Source organism: Nonomuraea sp. NPDC050394 (assembly GCF_044459065.1).
GTDB lineage: Bacteria > Actinomycetota > Actinomycetes > Streptosporangiales > Streptosporangiaceae > Nonomuraea.
Genome location: NZ_JBITIO010000001.1, coordinates 98,370 through 115,166 on the forward strand (window position 1 = coordinate 98,370; position 16,797 = coordinate 115,166).

Annotated in this window: 17 protein-coding genes; 12 read left to right on the plus strand and 5 right to left on the minus strand. The window is 69.4% G+C overall.

Annotation, left to right across the window (positions count from 1 at the left end):
- Positions 1-76 precede the first annotated feature (76 nt).
- The 4 genes from ACIBKY_RS00595 to ACIBKY_RS00610 all read left to right on the plus strand — a co-directional run bounded on the left by ACIBKY_RS00595 (position 77) and on the right by ACIBKY_RS00610 (position 2,732).
- Complete coding sequence (locus ACIBKY_RS00595) at positions 77-415, plus strand: STAS domain-containing protein (RefSeq protein ID WP_184958158.1); 339 nt, start codon at positions 77-79, stop codon at positions 413-415.
- Positions 416-474: 59 nt separating this feature from the next.
- Positions 475-1,248, plus strand: a complete 774-nt coding sequence (locus ACIBKY_RS00600) for an SDR family NAD(P)-dependent oxidoreductase (protein ID WP_379614671.1) — start codon at positions 475-477, stop codon at positions 1,246-1,248.
- A 6-nt stretch (positions 1,249-1,254) separates the two neighbouring features.
- Positions 1,255-2,022: a crotonase/enoyl-CoA hydratase family protein gene (locus ACIBKY_RS00605; RefSeq protein WP_397093341.1), complete on the plus strand. Its 768-nt coding sequence runs from the start codon at positions 1,255-1,257 to the stop codon at positions 2,020-2,022.
- 101 nt (positions 2,023-2,123) lie between these two features.
- Positions 2,124-2,732, plus strand: coding sequence for a rhomboid family intramembrane serine protease (locus ACIBKY_RS00610; RefSeq protein WP_397093343.1), 609 nt, complete (start codon positions 2,124-2,126; stop codon positions 2,730-2,732).
- Here the strand turns inward: ACIBKY_RS00610 and ACIBKY_RS00615 are convergent.
- Positions 2,729-3,289, minus strand: a complete 561-nt coding sequence (locus ACIBKY_RS00615) for a TIGR00645 family protein (RefSeq protein ID WP_397093345.1) — start codon at positions 3,287-3,289, stop codon at positions 2,729-2,731. The genes ACIBKY_RS00610 and ACIBKY_RS00615 overlap by 4 nt on opposite strands.
- A gap of 140 nt (positions 3,290-3,429) precedes the next feature.
- On the opposite strand from ACIBKY_RS00615, the gene ACIBKY_RS00620 reads away from it, so the two are divergent.
- Positions 3,430-3,804, plus strand: coding sequence for a BlaI/MecI/CopY family transcriptional regulator (locus ACIBKY_RS00620; RefSeq protein WP_397093346.1), 375 nt, complete (start codon positions 3,430-3,432; stop codon positions 3,802-3,804).
- On the opposite strand, the gene serC is transcribed toward ACIBKY_RS00620, so the two are convergent.
- Positions 3,783-4,898 (minus strand): phosphoserine transaminase, encoded by a 1,116-nt coding sequence (gene serC / locus ACIBKY_RS00625; protein WP_397093347.1) that lies wholly within the window; start codon positions 4,896-4,898, stop codon positions 3,783-3,785. The two genes, ACIBKY_RS00620 and serC, sit on opposite strands and share 22 nt — an antisense overlap.
- A gap of 105 nt (positions 4,899-5,003) precedes the next feature.
- Positions 5,004-6,110, minus strand: a complete 1,107-nt coding sequence (locus tag ACIBKY_RS00630) for a citrate synthase 2 (RefSeq protein ID WP_379614659.1) — start codon at positions 6,108-6,110, stop codon at positions 5,004-5,006.
- 154 nt (positions 6,111-6,264) lie between these two features.
- Between ACIBKY_RS00630 and pdxH the strand changes: the two genes are divergently transcribed.
- The 7 genes from pdxH (at position 6,265) to ACIBKY_RS00665 (ending at position 15,430) form a co-directional block, all read left to right on the plus strand.
- Positions 6,265-6,906: a pyridoxamine 5'-phosphate oxidase gene (gene pdxH / locus ACIBKY_RS00635; RefSeq protein WP_397093348.1), complete on the plus strand. Its 642-nt coding sequence runs from the start codon at positions 6,265-6,267 to the stop codon at positions 6,904-6,906.
- 10 nt (positions 6,907-6,916) lie between these two features.
- The gene (locus ACIBKY_RS00640) at positions 6,917-8,158 is read left to right on the plus strand and encodes an MFS transporter (protein WP_397093350.1); all 1,242 of its coding nucleotides are present in this window, start codon (positions 6,917-6,919) and stop codon (positions 8,156-8,158) included.
- Positions 8,159-8,302: 144 nt separating this feature from the next.
- Positions 8,303-9,007, plus strand: coding sequence for a metal-dependent transcriptional regulator (locus tag ACIBKY_RS00645; protein WP_184958140.1), 705 nt, complete (start codon positions 8,303-8,305; stop codon positions 9,005-9,007).
- 123 nt (positions 9,008-9,130) lie between these two features.
- A complete protein-coding gene (locus ACIBKY_RS00650; RefSeq protein WP_397093352.1) occupies positions 9,131-11,350 on the plus strand; it encodes a SpoIIE family protein phosphatase in 2,220 nt (739 codons plus the stop codon).
- 17 nt (positions 11,351-11,367) lie between these two features.
- The gene (locus ACIBKY_RS00655; protein ID WP_397093353.1) at positions 11,368-12,138 is read left to right on the plus strand and encodes an alpha/beta fold hydrolase; all 771 of its coding nucleotides are present in this window, start codon (positions 11,368-11,370) and stop codon (positions 12,136-12,138) included.
- A 93-nt stretch (positions 12,139-12,231) separates the two neighbouring features.
- Complete coding sequence (locus ACIBKY_RS00660; RefSeq protein WP_397093355.1) at positions 12,232-14,010, plus strand: hypothetical protein; 1,779 nt, start codon at positions 12,232-12,234, stop codon at positions 14,008-14,010.
- The gene (locus tag ACIBKY_RS00665) at positions 13,997-15,430 is read left to right on the plus strand and encodes a hypothetical protein (RefSeq protein ID WP_397093356.1); all 1,434 of its coding nucleotides are present in this window, start codon (positions 13,997-13,999) and stop codon (positions 15,428-15,430) included. Before ACIBKY_RS00660 ends, ACIBKY_RS00665 begins: the two co-directional genes overlap by 14 nt.
- Here the strand turns inward: ACIBKY_RS00665 and ACIBKY_RS00670 are convergent.
- Entirely contained in the window at positions 15,396-15,557 is a 162-nt protein-coding gene (locus ACIBKY_RS00670) for a hypothetical protein (RefSeq protein ID WP_379614647.1), read from the minus strand. The genes ACIBKY_RS00665 and ACIBKY_RS00670 overlap by 35 nt on opposite strands.
- Positions 15,558-15,583: 26 nt before the next feature.
- Positions 15,584-16,729: an acyl-CoA dehydrogenase family protein gene (locus tag ACIBKY_RS00675; protein WP_397093358.1), complete on the minus strand. Its 1,146-nt coding sequence runs from the start codon at positions 16,727-16,729 to the stop codon at positions 15,584-15,586.
- Between the last annotated feature and the right edge of the window lie 68 nt (positions 16,730-16,797).

The following is a 16,797-nucleotide window of genomic DNA, read 5'->3' on the forward strand; positions in this document are numbered from 1 at the left end:
AGGGCTGATCGTAGTTTGTGCATGCCCGCTTATCGGGGATGTCCAAGTACAGTGGCTCATCGAGGAGGGGCCGAACATGAAGCTGCGGCTTGCGCGACACTCGATGGGCGATGCCGTGGTGGTGGCCGTCGAGGGTGAACTCGATCTGTTCACCGCGCCCTTCCTGCGTGACGAGGTGCGCGATGCCATCAAGCAGGACAGCGCGCGGCTGGTGCTCGACCTGCAGCAGCTGTCGTTCATGGACTCCAGCGGGCTGTCGGTGCTGATCGAGGCGTGGCGGCTGGCCACCGGCGAGGGCGGCGGCGTGTCCCTGGCCGCCCCGCAGGCGCCCGTGGCCCGCATCCTGCGTACCACCGGTCTTGACCGGCGGATCAAGGTCTACTCGGACGTCGACAGCGCCGTCGGCGGCATGTGACCGCGAATTAACCCACCCCGAGTAGAACTTCATTCGGTTGTCGGGTTAGGGTCCGGGATATGGACGTCAACGGATCTGCAGCAATCATCTCCGGCGGTGCCAGCGGCCTCGGTGAGGCCACCGCCCGCGAGCTGGCCGCCCACGGCGCGACCGTGGTCATCGCCGACCTCAACGAGGAGCGCGGCAAGGCCATCGCCGACGAGCTCGGCGGAGTCTTCGTCAAGACCGACGTGTCGGACGAGGAGCAGGTGCAGGCGGCGGTGGACGCCGCTGTGGCGACCGGCAAGCCGGTCCGTGTGATCGTGAACAGCGCCGGGATCGGCTGGGCCGAGCGGACCGTCAACCGCGACGGCGCGCCGCACAGCCTCGGCAGCTACCGCAAGGTCATCGAGGTGAACCTGATCGGCACGTTCAACCTCATGCGCATCGGCGCCGCCGCCATCGCCAAGACCGAGCCCGCCTCCGAGGACGGTCACCGCGGCGTCGTCATCAACACCGCCTCCGTGGCGGCGCTGGAGGGCCAGACGGGTCAGCTCGCCTACTCCGCCTCCAAGGGCGGCATCGTGGGCATGACGGTCCCGGCCGCGCGCGACCTGGCGGCGATCGGCGTACGCGTGAACACGGTCTGCCCCGGCATCATCGACACCCCGATCTACGGCTTCTCGCCGAACTCGGAGGAGTTCAAGGCCAAGCTGGTGGCTCCGGTGGTCTTCCCGAAGCGCATGGGCCGTCCCGACGAGTTCGCCCACCTGGTCCGCTCGCTGATCGAGAACGACTACATGAACGCCGAAGTCGTCCGCTTCGACGGCGGCATCCGCTTCCAGCCCAAGTGAGGTCGCGTGTCTGACTCTGAGGTTCTCGTCGAGGAATCCGGCAACGTCGCCGTCATCACGATCAACCGGCCGCGGGCCCGCAACGCCGTCAACGGCGCGGTGGCCCGCGGCATCGCCGCGGCTCTTGACGAGCTCGATGCCCGCTCCGACATCTCCGCCTACGTCCTGACCGGGGCGGGTGGCACCTTCTGCGCAGGAATGGACCTCAAGGGCTTCCTGTCCGGCGACTTCCCGGTGGTCGAGGGGCGCGGCTTCGGCGGCCTGGCGGAGGCTCCGCCGAAGAAGCCGCTGGTCGCCGCCGTCGAGGGGTACGCGCTGGCCGGCGGGTTCGAGCTGGCGCTGTCCTGCGACGTGATCGTCGCCTCCGATGAGGCCAAGTTCGGCCTGCCCGAGCCCAAGCGCGGTCTGGTGGCCGGCGCCGGCGGCGTCATGCGGCTGCCCCGGCGCATCCCCTACCACGTAGCCATGGAGATCGCCCTGACCGGCGACCACTACCCGGCCTCCCGCCTGTACGAGCTGGGCCTGGTCAACCGGATCACCCCGGCGGGCGGCGCCCTTGAGACGGCGCTGAAGCTGGCCGGGAAGATCGCCGCGAACGCCCCGCTGGCACTGGCGGCCACCAAGAAGGTGATCATCGAGTCGCAGGATTGGTCCCTGGAGGAGATGTTCACCAAGCAGGGCGCGATCGTCGGGCCGGTGTTCGGCTCGAAGGACGCGATGGAGGGCGCCGCGGCCTTCGCCGAGAAGCGCGCCCCCAACTGGAAGGGCGAATAGAACAGAGGGTCCTCTCTCCATTGAGAAGAGGGCCCTCTACGCATGCGTGGCGATTCCTGCGTACGGTAAAAGAGAAGTCAGTCGACCCCGCAGGAGCGCGCATGAACGGCCAGCCCGAAGGACGGTCCCGCTTCCGTGGCACGCTCGCCGAAGCCGCGGGAGCCGTGATCTTGCTTGTCGTGGCGGTCGCCGCCATGTGGGCCATCGAGGTCGCGGACTACGTCCTGCCGGCCAACCTCGACGACTACGGCATCGCCGGCTGGCAGCCCTCGGGCCTGGTCGGGATCCTGTTCGCGCCGTTCCTGCACGTGGGCTTCGGCCACCTGATGGCCAACTCGCTGCCGTTGCTCATCCTGGGCTTCCTGGCGGCGGTGCGGGGGCTGGGCCGGTTCGCGGCGGCCAGCCTGCTGATCATCCTCATCGGCGGACTGGGCACCTGGCTGACCACCCCGATCGGGACCGTCGCGGTGGGCGCGAGCGGCCTCATCTTCGGGTACTTCGGCTATGTGGTGGCCCGCGGGATCTTCGACCGCAGCATCCTCGACATCGTCATCGCGGTCGGCGTGGCGATCGCCTACTACTCGATGCTGCTCGGCGTGCTGCCGAACCAGCCCGGCATCTCCTGGCAGGGCCACCTGTTCGGGCTCATCGCCGGAGTGGTGTCGGCGTGGGTGCTGCGCCGGCGCCGCAACTCCCTCACCGCCTACTAGTGCACCAGGTCCCTGGTCCGCTCGGCGGGCGAGTGGGACAGCAGCCGGTCGATCCACGCCAGCCCGATCGCCGAGGCCACGAAGGCCAGGTGGATGAACGTCTGCCACATGATCTTGTTGTCGGGGATCCAGCGCGCCTGGATGAACGTCTGCAGCAGGTGCACCGACGAGATGCCGATGATCGCGGTGCCCAGCTTGACCTTGAGCACGTTGGCGTTGACGTGGGAGAGCCACTCGGGCTCGTCGGGATGCCCGTTGAGGTTGATGCGTGAGACGAACGTCTCGTAGCCCCCGACGATGACCATGATGAGCAGGTTGGAGATCATCACGACGTCGATCAGCGCGAGCACGGAGAGCATGACGATGACCTCCATACTCGGCGCCGCGCCCTCGGTCAGCCTGGCGAAGCTCGCCGCGACCGGCGAATGGCCAGGATCACCGGTGGCGACCGTCTGGATCAGGTGCCACAACTCGACCAGGAACTGCCACACGTAGACGCCCTGCGCCACGATCAGCCCCAGGTAGAGCGGCAGCTGGAGCCAGCGGCTGGCAAACATCAGGTACCCCAGGCCTAACGGCCGTCTGGGATGGGACGTCACTCCGGTCAACCCCCGTCACGTGCGTGCGTTCTCGCACAACTTTACGGAATATCGACATCACTGGTCGCCGCGCGGGTTTTCCGGCAAGAATGTTTCCTGTGGCAACCCTGGGATCCCTGGAACGCGCGATCATGGACGTGTTGTGGGACGCCCGCAAACCGCTGCTCGTCAGGGAAGTCCTGGCCAGGCTGAACAAGGACAGGGCGCTGGCCTACACCACGGTTCAGACCGTGGCCGAGCGGTTGCTGAAGAAGGGGTTGCTGGTCCGCACGCCGTACCGTAACGCCTTCAGGTACGCGGCGGTGCACACCAGGGACGAGCACGTCACCAGGCTGATGCTCGAGGCCCTCTCGGCCAGCACCGACAGGCTGCCGGTGCTGGCGCGCTTCGCGCAGAGCGTCGAGGACGCCGACGCGCTCGCCCTCCTGGAGGAACTGGCCAGGCGGACGGGTCAGAGGCGCTCGACCACGTAGTCGACGCAGGTCGTCAGCGCCTCGATGTCGGCCGGGTCGATGGCGGGGAACATCGCCACGCGAAGCTGGTTGCGGCCGAGCTTGCGGTAGGGCTCGGTGTCGACGATCCCGTTGGCGCGCAGCGTCTTGGCGACCGCGGCGGCGTCGACGTCGTCGTTGAAGTCGATGGTGCCGACGACCTGCGAGCGGAACTCCGGCGCGGCGAACGGCGTCGCGAAGGAGGACTTCTCCGCCCACGTGTACAGGCGCTGGGACGAGTCGGCCGTGCGGGCGGTGGTCCAGGACAGGCCGCCGTTGGCGTTCATCCACTCGATCTGGTCGGCCAGCAGGAACAGCGTCGCCACCGACGGGGTGTTGTAGGTCTGGTCCTTCGCCGAGTTGTCGATGGCGACCGGCAGGCTGAAGAACTCGGGCACGTAGCGGCCGGAGGCGGCGATCTCCGCGACGCGGGCCAGCGCGCGCGGCGACATGATCGCGATCCACAGGCCGCCGTCGGAGGCGAAGCTCTTCTGCGGGGCGAAGTAGTAGACGTCGGTCTCGGCGATGTCGACGGGCAGCCCGCCGGCGCCGGAGGTGGCGTCGACCAGCACCAGCGAGTCGTCGGAGCCCACCCGCCCGATCGGCATCGCGACGCCGGTCGAGGTCTCGTTGTGCGTCAGGGCGTAGACGTCGACGCCCTCTTCGAGCACGGCCTCCGGGTGGGTGCCGACCTCGGACTTGATGATCGTCGGGTCGCCGAGCCAGGGCGCCTTGCTGACGACGGCGCCGAACTTGGAGGAGAACTCGCCGAACGACAGGTGCTGCGATCTCTCGCGCACCAGCCCGAAGGCGGCGATGTCCCAGAACGCGGTGGTGCCGCCGTTGCCCAGCACGACCTGGTAGCCCTCGGGCAGCGAGAACAGGTCCGCGAGGCCGGAGCGCACGCGGCCGACCAGGCTCTTGACCGGCTTCTGGCGGTGGGAGGTCCCCATGACGCTCGCCCCGGCGGAGGCGAGCGCGGCCAGCTGCTCGGGACGGACCTTCGAGGGCCCGCAGCCGAAGCGGCCGTCGGCGGGCTTGATGTCAGCGGGAATCACGATGTCAGCCACCTGCATAAGCGTACTGAGCCGTGACGGATGGCTTGGCCCGGGTCCGGGATTTGAGACGTCCGGAAGGCCGGACGTACGGCTGCCCACGGCGGCAGCCGTACGAAGCAGGCCTCAGATGAGGCCGGCGACCTCGGAGGCTCCGGGCACGTCGCTCAGGGGGCGGGTGGCCGGGCCGGTGTAGTTCGCGCTGGGGCGGACGAGCCTGCCCGTGCGCTTCTGCTCCAGGATGTGCGCGGCCCAACCGGCCGTGCGGGCGCAGGTGAACATGGAGGTGAACATGTGCGAGGGCACCTCGGCGAAGTCGAGGACGACGGCGGCCCAGTACTCCACGTTGGTGGCCAGCACCCGGTCGGGCTTGCGGGCGTGCAGTTCTTCGAGCGCCGCGGTCTCCAGCGCCTGCGCGACCTCGTAGCGGGGCGCGTCGAGCTCCTTGGCGGTACGGCGCAGCACACGCGCACGCGGGTCCTCGGCGCGGTAGACGCGGTGACCGAAGCCCATGAGGCGGTTGCCCTTGTCCAGCTCGCTCTGGACGTACTTCTTGGCGTCGCCGAGCTGCTCGACGCCTTCGATCATGTGCAGCACGCGGGCGGGGGCGCCACCGTGCAGGGGACCGGACATGGCGCCCACGGCGCCGGAGAGCGCGGCGGCCACGTCGGCGCCCGTGGAGGCGATGACGCGGGCGGTGAACGTGGAGGCGTTCATGCCGTGCTCGGCGGCGGAGGTCCAGTAGGCGTCGATGGCCTTGACGTGCTTGGGATCAGGTTCGCCGCGCCAGCGGACCATGAACCGTTCGACGATGGTCTTCGCCTCGTCGACGCGGCTCTGCGGCACCATCGGCAGGCCGAGGCCACGCGCCGACTGCGCCACGAAGGAGAGGGCCATGACGGAGGCGCGGGCGAGGTCGTCGCGTGCCTGGTCGTCATCGATGTCGAGCAGCGCCTTGAAGCCATAGGCGGGAGCCAGCATGGCCAGGGCGCTCTGTACGTCTACGCGGATGTCACCGGAGTGAACGGGGATCGGGTACGGCTCCGCCGGGGGCAGACCCGGCTGGAACTTGTTGTCGACCAGCAGGCCCCAAACGTGCCCGAACGGGACACGGCCGACCAGCTCCTCGATGTCGACGCCCCGGTATCGAAGGGCGCCCCCCTCTTTGTCCGGTTCCGCGATCTCGGTCTCGAAAGCTACTACGCCTTCGAGGCCGGGTTTGAAGTCGGACATTCTCGGCCGCCTCCCTTTCTTGATGTCGAGATACCGGCGCGTCAATTTAACCCCCTGCCGTCCAGTGCTTCGTCTCCGGGCACGCCGAAACGCAATCACCGCTGGTGGGGGCGGTTGTGTGGGATCGCCACCAAGCGCGCAAGAATACCGTCTCGTGGATGCCACCTCGCTGTCAGGGCTGCGCCGCTCGTACGAAGGCGAGCCCCTGCTGGAAGCCAACGTCGCCGCCGACCCCATCGCCCAGTTCACCGTCTGGTTCCAGGAGGCGCTCGACGCCGGCCTGCCCGAGCCCAACGCCATGGTCGTCGCCACCGCCTCGGCGGGCGGGCGGCCCAGCGCCCGAACGGTCCTGCTCAAGGGCTACGACGAGGACGGTTTCGTCTTCTTCACCAACTACGAGTCCCGCAAGGGCCGCGACCTGGCCGAGAACCCGCGCGCGTCGCTGCTGTTCCCCTGGCACCCGATCCGCCGCCAGGTGCGCGTCGAGGGCTCCGTCGTACGGCTGTCGCACGAGCGCTCGGCCGAATACTTCAACTCCCGCCCGTACGGCTCCCGCATAGGCGCCTGGGCCTCCAGGCAGTCGGCCGTGGTCCGATCCAGGGAGGACCTGGACCGGCGCTACGAGGAACTGGCTGACCGCTGGCCGGAGGATCCGCCGGTGCCCGACTTCTGGGGCGGCTATCTGGTGGTGCCGAGCGAGATGGAGTTCTGGCAGGGCCAGCTGGACCGTCTGCACGACCGGCTCCGCTACCGGCGCGCGCACCCCGGCTGGGAGCTGGAGAGACTTGCCCCTTAATGTGCCTTAGGTGGCATTCGGGGATTTGATCAAAAGGTACCTTGTCGACACCCGGCCACTGCAGGTCCCCGCCTACCGGCGGCTTTGGATCGGCCAGACCGTCTCCCACGTCGGCCTGGGCGTGACCGTGGTGGCCGCGAGCCAGCAGGTGTGGGTGCTCACCCACTCCTCCCTCTGGGTCGGCTTCCTCAGCCTCGCCAACCTCATCCCCCTCGTCGTCTTCGGTCTGTGGGGCGGCGCCGTCGCCGACGCCATGGACCGGCGCAAGCTGCTGCTGATCGGCTCGCTCATCGCCTGGGCGAGCACTCTGCTCATCCTCTTGCAGGCCCTGCTGGACCTGCGCAACGTCTACCTGCTCCTGGGCCTGATGGCGGTCAACGCGACGGGCTTCGCCATCACCTCGCCCACCAGGGGCGCCATCATCCCGAGGATCCTGCCACCGGAGCGCGTACCGGCGGCCAACGCCCTGCAGTCGCTCGTCTTCAGCGTGGGCGCGGTCGCCGGTCCGATGCTGGCCGGGGTGGTGATGGCCGCCTCCGGGTTCGCGGCCGCGTACGCGATCGACGCCGTGTTGTTCAGCGCCGGGCTCTATGCCGCGGTCAAGCTGCCGCCGCTGCCGCCCGTCGGCGAGGTCACCCGGCCGGGCGCGCGGGCAGTCCTGGACGGGCTGCGCTACATCCTGGTCACGCCGGTGCTGCTCATGTCGTTCGTCGTGGACATCATCGCGATGGTGTTCGCGCTGCCCAGGGCGCTGTTCCCCGAGCTGGCCGCCACCCGGTTCGGCGGCTCGGAGCTGGCGCTCGGCTGGCTCAACGCGGCCATGGCGCTCGGATCGTTCGCGGGCGCGCTGTTCTCCGGGTGGGTCGGCCGGGTCGGCAGGCAGGGGCTCGCGCTCGTCCTCGTCATCGCCCTCTGGGGCCTGTCGGTCGCGGCCGCCGGGCTGGCGCAGTCGCTCTGGCTGGTGGTGGTGTTCCTGGCGCTGGGCGGGGCGGCCGACGTGGTGTCGTCGGTGTGGCGGCAGTCGATCCTGCAGCTTTACGCGCCCGACGAGATGCGCGGCAGGCTGCAGGGCGTCTTCATGGTGGTGGTCGCCGGCGGGCCGCGGCTGGGTGACGTGCGTGCCGGGGCGACCGCGACGGTGTTCGGGCTGGCCGGGGCCTGGGTGGGCGGCGGTCTGGCGTGCGCGGTGGCGGTGTTGCTGGTGGGGCTGGCCGTACCGGGATTCAGGAACTATCGCTCGCAACGGCGGTGATCGGGAAGGAACCGGGCCGCACTATTGTTCCCGTCCTTTGCCATCGTCGGTCGTTCTCCCAATAGGGTTCCCTTTGACCTCTGTGCCCGCCGCGGACGGGCTCAGTCCCCGCCGGACCGGCGTAGCATCAAGATGGGAGGAGCCTTGACCGCACACGGCCTGATCGACACCACGGAGATGTATCTCCGCACGATCTACGAACTCGAAGAGGAGGGCATCGTCCCTCTTCGCGCCCGCATCGCCGAGCGGCTCCAGCAGAGCGGCCCGACAGTGAGCCAGACCGTCGCCCGTATGGAACGTGACGGCCTGGTGAAAGTCGAGGGCGATCGCCATCTCGCGATGACCGACCTCGGCCGCACCCTGGCCACGCGCGTCATGCGCAAGCACCGCCTCGCCGAATGCCTGCTGACCCAGGTCATCGGGCTGCCGTGGGAGGAGGTGCACATCGAGGCCTGCCGCTGGGAACACGTCATGTCGGAGTCGGTGGAGAGCCGCCTGGTCACGCTGCTCGACAACCCCACGGTCTGCCCGCACGGCAACCCCATCCCCGGGCTGGCCGAGCTCGGCGCGCACGAAGCGGATGAAGCAGCAGATAAGCCCCTGGAGGCCATGGCCGATCTCGCCGGACCCCGCGATATGGCGGTTGTCGTGCGGCGAATTAGCGAACAAGTGCAAAGCGATCCCGCTGTGATGCTTAAACTCAAGCAAGTTGGGATACAACCCGGACGCGAGGTGACGCTCGCGGCGAGCGACGACGGTGTGCGGGTGACAGGTGACGGAGACGCGAACGGAACTCCCGCGGAACTTCCGCGTGAGGTTGCCGCGCACGTTTTCGTCTCTAGGCGCTGACGCGCGAGCTTCTGCTTGGTTGAATCCCTCAAGGGAGAACCCTCCACTCCCCCCGGCCATGACTGTTGCAGGAGCGCCCGTGGTTCGCTTTTCGCATAAGCCTCCCCGAGGAGTGGTCTCCGGATGAAGCGATGGGGGGATCTGTCACCGGACGCGGCTGATCACTTGGCAGCCGGGTCGGTGCTGGATCACGCGGAGATGGCCGTCGTCGTGACGGACAGGTTCAGCAACCTGCTCTACTGGAACCCCTTCGCGGAGAAGCTGTTCGGCCGCCCCGGCAAGTCGTCGAGCAGGGAGACGTCCGTCCTGTCCCTCGGGATCATGGAGAAGGACCACCCGCTCGCGATCGAGCTGGCCAAGCACGTGCTCAAGGGTGGCGTGTGGGAGGGCACCTTCGACGTACGGCGCGGCGACGGCACCATCGTCTACGTCCGGGCGCAGGCGGTGCCGCTGCGCCACCCGTCCGGCTCGGTGACCGGCATCGTCATCACCGCCCGCGAGGCCCTGCGCAGCAACGAGCGCGAGAAGGACCGCTTCGGCCTGCTGGAGCGCATCGGCGAGCGGCTGGCCGGCTCCCTCTACGTCGAGGAGACGCTGAAGCGGGTCGCCGAGATGCTGGTCCCGCAGTTCGCCGACCACTGCTTCATCGAGCTGATGGAGGGCGAGCGCCTGGTGCGCCGCGTCTCCCAGCACGTCCAGGGCTGGACCCCGCCGCCGGGCACGTGGAAGCCGGTGGGCGCGGAGATCCGCTACCCCTCCGGCCACTACGCCGACACCGCGATGCGCCGCCAGGAGACGATCCTGGTCGAGGACTTCGCCACCAGCAGCTTCCCGGCCCCCCACGAGGGCAGCGCCCAGCTGTGCGGCGAGGTCGGCATGACCTCCGCCATCGTCGCCCCGCTGTGCGTGCGCGGGGAGACGCTCGGCCTGATGTACCTGGGGCTGTCCAACCTCACCGACCGCCGCAGCCCCCACTACGACGCCTTCGACCGCGACTTCGTCGGGGCCATCGCCACCCGCGTCGCGCTCGCGATCGACAACGCGCTGCTGTTCGAGGAGGAGCGGCACACCGCCGAGTCCTTCCAGAAGCACCTGCTGCCGCGCGCGCTGCCCCAGCTCGACGGCCTGGAGATCGCCGTCCGCTACTACCCGGCGGCGCCGCTGGCCTCCCACGGTCAGGGCATCCAGACCCAGGTGGGCGGCGACTGGTACGACGTGATCCCGCTGTCGGCAGGCCGGGTCGGCATCGTCATCGGCGACGTCGAGGGCCGGGGCGCCAAGGCAGCGGCCATCATGGGACAGCTGCGCGCCGCGCTGCGCGCCTTCGCCCAGGACGACAAGTCGCCCGCCGACATCCTGGCCAGGCTCGACGAGTGGACCCGCATCATCGCCACGCCCGAGCAGGACGACAACGGCACCGAGGTGAGCATCCCGCCGATCGTCACCTGCCAGTACCTCGTCTACGACGCGTGGTCGCGCCAGCTCTCCTTCGCCAACGCCGGCCACGCGCCACCGCTGCTGCTGGTCGACGGCCAGTGCCTGGAGATGGACATCGAGGAGGTCGGCCAGCCACTCGGGGTGCGGGCCAAGAACCTGCACGCCGACCTGGTCTACAAGGAGGAGACCCGCACGCTGCCGCCCGGCGCCGCGCTGCTGCTCTACACCGACGGGCTCGTCGATCGCCGCCCCGCCCGCGACGGCCGCGTCCCGACCGACGAGGAGACGCTGGGGATCCTCTGCGAGAAGCTGGCCAAGGCCACCGGCGACGACGTCGAGCGGGTCGCCGACGCCGCCACGGTCGCGGTGCCCGGCGAGATCGACGACGACATGGCGATCCTGGTGCTGCGCTCCAGCGACATCGATCTGGACGTCGAGGAACGCACGTTCCCCGCGCAGCCGATCATGGTCGGTGAAGCCCGGCGGATGGCCGCCGAGGCCTTCACCGGCTGGAACGTGCCCGAAGAGCGCGCCGAGCTGGCCTGCCTGCTGGTCTCCGAAGTGGTCACGAACGTGGTGCTGCACGCGGCCACCGCGAGCGTGCCGCGCCGGGAACTGGTGGTCGAGGGGCCGCCGCTGCCGTTCGAGGAGTCCTGGGACGTACCGTTCGAGGACGAGGTGATGGGCGACAAGGAGTTCACGCTCCGGCTGCGCAGAGGCGAGGAGTCGGTCTGGGTCGAGGTGTTCGACCAGGACCTTCGCCTGCCGCGCATCCGCAGCGCGGGCGAGAACGACGAGGGCGGGCGCGGCCTCTACCTGGTCGACCAGCTCGCCAAGCGGTGGGGTTCGCGCCCGACCAGGGAAGGTAAAGCGGTCTGGTTCGAGATTCCCACGCGCAGCCGCTGAGTGGTTGACTCCTCGGCATGGAGCTGGCCTTCGAACGCCGTGGCGCGGGCGCGCCGCTGATCCTCATCCACGGCATCGGGCACCACTGGCAGGCCTGGTTGCCGGTGCTCGACCGGCTCGCCGCCGCTCGCGACGTGATCGCGATCGACCTGCCCGGCTTCGGGGTCTCGCCGGGGTTGCCGGACGGCACGCCGTACACCGCCGAGTCGCTCGCGGACGCCGTGGAGTCCTTCTGCGCGCTGATGGGGGTGCGCGAGCCGCACGTCGCGGGCAACTCGCTCGGGGGCTACATCGCGCTGGAGCTGGCTTCCCGCGGAGTCGTCCGTACGGCTGCCGCCCTCTCGCCGGCCGGTTTCTGGTCGCGCTCGGAGCTGGTGTGGTGCCAGACGGCGCTGCGCGCGCTGCGTTCGACGGCCCGGTCGCTGCCGTACGAGCAGGCGGCCAGGGCGGCGGAGAACCCTCTTGGCAGGGCGATGTCGGCGGGCCTTCTGGTCGCCCATCCGTCCCGGCTGACGCCGGCCGCGCTGATGGCGGCCACACAGGCGCTTGCCGGGGCGGCCGGGTTCGACGAGACGCTGGAGTCGTTCACCAACCTCATGCCACCCGCCCCGCCCAAGACGCCGATCACGATCGCGTGGGGCGAGCACGACCGGCTGCTCCCGCGCAGGCAGGCGGTGCGCGCGGCCAAGTGGTCGGGGCAGCGGGTGAAGCTGCTCAAGGGCTGCGGGCATCTGCCGATGAGCGACGACCCCGGCCTGGTGGCCCGCGTCATCCTTGAGTCCGGCTGAAACAAGCGCGCTTTCCTGATGCGGCTCGTAAACTGTGGGTGATCACTCGGGGACGCACGCCTGACGAGCCGGCAGGACGTGATGGCGCACTTCGTGGACGATTCCTGGCGACATCTGGTCATGGACGACTGCCTGCTGCGCGAAGGCGGGCAGGAGCTGCCGATCATCGTGCTGCTCGGTCCACCGGGCACCGGCAAGAGTGCGCTGGCCAGGCACGTCCGCGACAGCGTGGTGACCGAGCCCGCCTCACCTGGTGCCCTGGTGAGCCTGCGCGACCAGGACGACGAGCAACTCCCGGTGACGGGGATCGTCGCGCGCGTGGCCCACGGGCTGATGCAGAGCTCGCGCGTGAAGCTGCCCCGGGTCGTGTTCACCCTGCACGTGCTGGCGTTGCGGCCGGGCAGGCGCAGTGACCAGGCGGTGGAAAAGGAGCTCGACGGGCTGGTGGACGGCACGGCGCAGAACCCGCCGGAGTTCCTGGACCCGCTGCGCGAGCTGCTCGGGATGGTGCCGCAGATCGGGCAGTTCCTGGCGGGCGGCGTGTCGCTGCTCCGGCTGGCGCTGCTGCGCAAGCGGATCGCCGTCAGGCTGCTCAACCGCAAGGGCAGGACGTGGCTGACCGCCCAGTTGCCCGACGGCAACCTGGTGAGCCTGGCCCGGCGGAACCAGCAGGGTGGCGGCGACCTGGCGGGTTCGCCCGCGGTGATCCTGTGCCGGGCGCTTCTCGCCGACCTGCGTGAGGAATACGCCAAGCCGGGCCGCCATCCGCGCAACTGCCTGCTGGTGCTGGAGGGCGCCGAGACCGAGCGCGGCCAGATGTTCCTCAAGGCGCTCAAGCTCGCCAAGGGCGACGACCCGCTGGTGGTCGTGGCGACCTCGCGATCCTGGGTGCCGGTGGGCGGCGCCTGGGCGCGGCCCGGCCTGGGCACGTCCGGCCGGCCGCAACCGGCCATCCTGCCGGAGGCCGCCCATGCCGACTGGCTCGCCCGCCGGGGTGAGGGCGAGGACCGGTGGTGGTACCCGGTGCTGATGCCGCCGCTGCCCACGTCCGGCAGCGAGCGACGCTACGCCTCCGCGATCGACCGGCTGACCGGCGGATACCGGCAGGCCGCCCTGGAACTGCTCGACCTGGCCGGATCCGCGCCCGACGACGACGCCTTCCGCTCGGCCCTCCACCGTAAGGGCGTGCTGCGCTGGCCGGAGCGCCTGCACCTGCCCAACCTCCACCACCTGTCCGGCTGGGCGGCGGCGAGGCACGTGGAGGACGCGGAGAACGCGCTCAGCGGCCGGCGGAACCTGCGTGACCTGCTGGCCGACGCGCTCTGGCTGAGGCACGACGACGAGCTGGGCCCGGTCATCCACCCCTGGTTGAGGCGGCTGCTGCTGCACCGGCTCAGTGAGGAGCAGTGGGATCGGACGCACGAGCTGCTGGAGTCCTTCTGCCATGGCAGGGACGGCGAGGCCTTCTACCACGCCCTGGCCCGCGTACGGCCCGGCGACGCCGGAGGGCACCTGGCCCGCGTGACCGCCTGGCTGGACGGGCGGTTCGAGGAGCTCGACGCGCGACGCGCGCTGCCGGAGTGGATCGCCCAGTTCAACCTGGTGACCACGGCGCCGAACCGGCTGCCGCTGGAGCGCGATCTGGAGGACCTGCACGACTCGCTGGTGACAGGCTCGGCGGAGGGGCCGGACGACTGGAGGGCGCGGATCAGGACGCTGGTCGTGGACCGCTGGTTCTGGAACGACCCCCTCCTCGACCCCTCGGGACGGCGGCGCGAGGACATCCGGCACGGCCTGATGGAGCTGCGCGAGCACTCGAAGGCGAGCAAATCCGTGCTGAAGCGGGAGGCGGACCGGTATGTCGCGGACTGATGGATCGCCGGTCAAGGAGTCCTTCCTGCGCCGTCGCCGCCGCCTGCGGATCATCCTGGTGGCCTCGGTCGCGGTGCTGGCGCTGGTGGCGACCGTGGCGGTGGTCTTGACGTTGCGGACCGCGCCGCTGACCGACGATTCCGGCGCCTTCGGCGAGGACCTGACCGAGGTGATGGAGCGCATCCGGCTGGAGAACGCCGAGGTCGAGAAGAAGCATCCTGACGCGCACGTCACGATCGTCGCGCTGCTGCCCATGTCGGGGGAGGTGCCGGAGATCTCGATGTCGCGCCAGACCATCCGGCACGGATTGCAGGGCATCCATCTGGCCCAGCTCTGGCGTAACCGGCTGGAGCAGTCGCCCCCGTACGTCAGGGTGCTGGTGGGGAGCAACGGGCCGGACGACTGGGAGGCGACCTTCGCCGACCTCGAACGGCGGGCGGCGGGCGAGCGCATCGTGGCCGTGACCGGGCTGGGCGCGAGCACGGAGAGCACGCGCAAGTCCGTCGCCGACCTGAGCGAGCGGTGGTACGGGATGTCGGCGGCGGTGATCACCTCCGACGAGTTCGGGCCGTTCAAGGGCCTGGCCAGGGTCGCGCCGCTCAACGGCGACCAGGCCAAGGCGGTGCTGCGGCTGGCCAGGCACATCAACCCGGTCCTGCGGGCGACCGTGGTCAAGGACCGGAACCGGGGCGACAGCTACACCAAGACGCTCGGCGACCACTTCACCAGGGAGCTGGGGGACAAGGAACTGGAGGAGACGCTCACGTTCGACGCGGGGGCCGGCTCGCCGGGGACGGTGCTGGGGCTCAACGCGGAGCGCATCTGCACCTCGGAGGCCAACACGGTCCTGTACGCGGGCCGCGCGGACCACCTGCCTGCGCTGATGGCCGGGCTGAGCCGGCACGCGAAGTGCGCCGACCGGGGCATCACGGTGATCAGCGGCGACGACGTGGCCGAGCTGACCGGGCCGGTCAGGCAGCCGATGTGGGGCGATCAGGCGATCCGGCTCTTCTACACCGCGCTGGCGCATTCTCAGGGAGTCACGCAACTGGGCGGGCCGGTCATCGACGACATGAAGGAACGCTTCGGTGACAAGAGCCCGGCCGCCTACGGCGTCCTGTATCCCAAGGAGTCGCTGGACGACGGCATGGCCATCGTGCACCACGACGCCATGTACCTGGCGATCAGGGCCGTGGAGAAGTTCGCCGGCGAGTTGCCGACCGCGCGGGACATCGCCAGCGTGCTGACCAGCGGCACGCTGACACTGGCGGGCGCCAGCGGGCCGTTCACGATCGGCGACGGGGGCGACCCGGTGGGCAAGAACATCCCGGTGCTGCAGCTCGGGCCGGACGGTAGCGCGACGTTCTACCGCTGGGCCGACCCGGCTAGCGCATCGTCTGTCCCCAGACCAGGAGCATGACGATGATGAAGACCAGCATGACGCCGACGTAGCCGACGGGGCCCAGCCGTAAGGACCGCCGGACACGGTTGAGACCCCAGGCGAACAGCAACGCCAGGAAAACCAGGAGGATCAGGCCGCCGTCCATAGGGCCAGTATGGCCAACTTTTCCGCTTAAAAGCCGAAAGAGCGGCCGATGATCTCCTTCATGATTTCGGTGGTTCCGCCGTAGATCGTCTGCACGCGGCTGTCCAGCCACGCCTTGGCCACCGGGTACTCCATCATGTAGCCGTAACCGCCGTGCAACTGCAGGCAGCGGTCGATGACCTTGTTCTGCAGCTCGGTCGTCCACCACTTGGCCTTGGCGGCGTCGACGACCGTGAGTTCCTTCTTGTTGAGCGCCACGACGCACTTGTCCACGTAGTGGCGGGCGATCTCGACCTCGGTGGCCAGCTCGGCCAGCACGAACCGGGTGTTCTGGAACTTGCCGATGTTGCGGCCGAACGCCTGGCGGTTCTTGCAGTACTCGATCGTCATCTCCAGTACGGCTTCCGCCGCCCCCACCGCCACCACCGCGATCGACAGGCGCTCCTGGGGCAGGTTGTTCATCAGCTGGAAGAAGCCCTCGCCCTCGTTCGGGCCGAGCCGGTTGGACACCGGCACCCGGACGTTGTCGAAGAACAGCTCGGCGGTGTCCTGCGCCTTGAGCCCGACCTTCTCCAGGTTGCGGCCCCGGCTGAAGCCGTCCATGCCGCGTTCGACGACGAGCAGCGTGGTGCCGCGCGCGCCCTCGTCCGGATCGGTCTTGGCGACGATCACGACCAGGTCGGAGTTGATGCCGTTGGTGATGAACGTCTTCTGGCCGTTGACGACGTAGTGGTCGCCGTCGCGGATCGCGGTCGTGCGGATGCCCTGAAGGTCGCTGCCGGCGCCCGGCTCGGTCATGGCGATCGCGGTGATCAGCTCGCCGCTGACGAAGCCGGGCAGCCAGCGCTGCTTCTGTTCCTCGTCGGTCAGCTCCACCAGGTAGGGCGCCACGACGTCGTTGTGCAGGCCCCAGCCGAGGCCGGACGCGCCGGTCCTGATGATCTCCTCGGTGATGATCGCGTTGTAGCGGAAGTCGGTGATGCCGGCGCCGCCGTACTCCTCGGGGACGGCGAAGCCGAACATGCCGATCTCCCCGGCCTTCTTCCAGACCTCCCGGGGGACGATGCCGTCCTTCTCCCACTGGTCGTGGTGGGGGAGGACCTCGCGGGTCATGAACTCGCGGACGGTCTCCTGGAAGAGCAGGTGCTCGTCGTCGAAGAGGTCTCGCTGCATTAGTTCGCCTCCAACTCGGATGGATGGGCAACAGAATACGATTCTGTTACTCGGAGGTATACCCGCTT

Excerpts from the sequence above, each read along its gene's own strand:
- ACIBKY_RS00655 (WP_397093353.1), top strand. The coding sequence starts at position 11,368 with ATGGAGCTGGCCTTCGAACGCCGTGGCGCGGGCGCGCCGCTGATCCTC.
- serC (WP_397093347.1), bottom strand. The coding sequence starts at position 4,898 with ATGCAGGTGGCTGACATCGTGATTCCCGCTGACATCAAGCCCGCCGAC.
- ACIBKY_RS00630 (WP_379614659.1), bottom strand. The coding sequence starts at position 6,110 with ATGTCCGACTTCAAACCCGGCCTCGAAGGCGTAGTAGCTTTCGAGACC.
- ACIBKY_RS00675 (WP_397093358.1), bottom strand. The coding sequence starts at position 16,729 with ATGCAGCGAGACCTCTTCGACGACGAGCACCTGCTCTTCCAGGAGACC.
- ACIBKY_RS00595 (WP_184958158.1), top strand. The coding sequence starts at position 77 with ATGAAGCTGCGGCTTGCGCGACACTCGATGGGCGATGCCGTGGTGGTG.
- ACIBKY_RS00610 (WP_397093343.1), top strand. The coding sequence starts at position 2,124 with ATGAACGGCCAGCCCGAAGGACGGTCCCGCTTCCGTGGCACGCTCGCC.
- ACIBKY_RS00615 (WP_397093345.1), bottom strand. The coding sequence starts at position 3,289 with ATGTTTGCCAGCCGCTGGCTCCAGCTGCCGCTCTACCTGGGGCTGATC.
- ACIBKY_RS00670 (WP_379614647.1), bottom strand. The coding sequence starts at position 15,557 with ATGGACGGCGGCCTGATCCTCCTGGTTTTCCTGGCGTTGCTGTTCGCC.
- ACIBKY_RS00600 (WP_379614671.1), top strand. The coding sequence starts at position 475 with ATGGACGTCAACGGATCTGCAGCAATCATCTCCGGCGGTGCCAGCGGC.
- ACIBKY_RS00665 (WP_397093356.1), top strand. The coding sequence starts at position 13,997 with ATGTCGCGGACTGATGGATCGCCGGTCAAGGAGTCCTTCCTGCGCCGT.
- ACIBKY_RS00650 (WP_397093352.1), top strand. The coding sequence starts at position 9,131 with ATGAAGCGATGGGGGGATCTGTCACCGGACGCGGCTGATCACTTGGCA.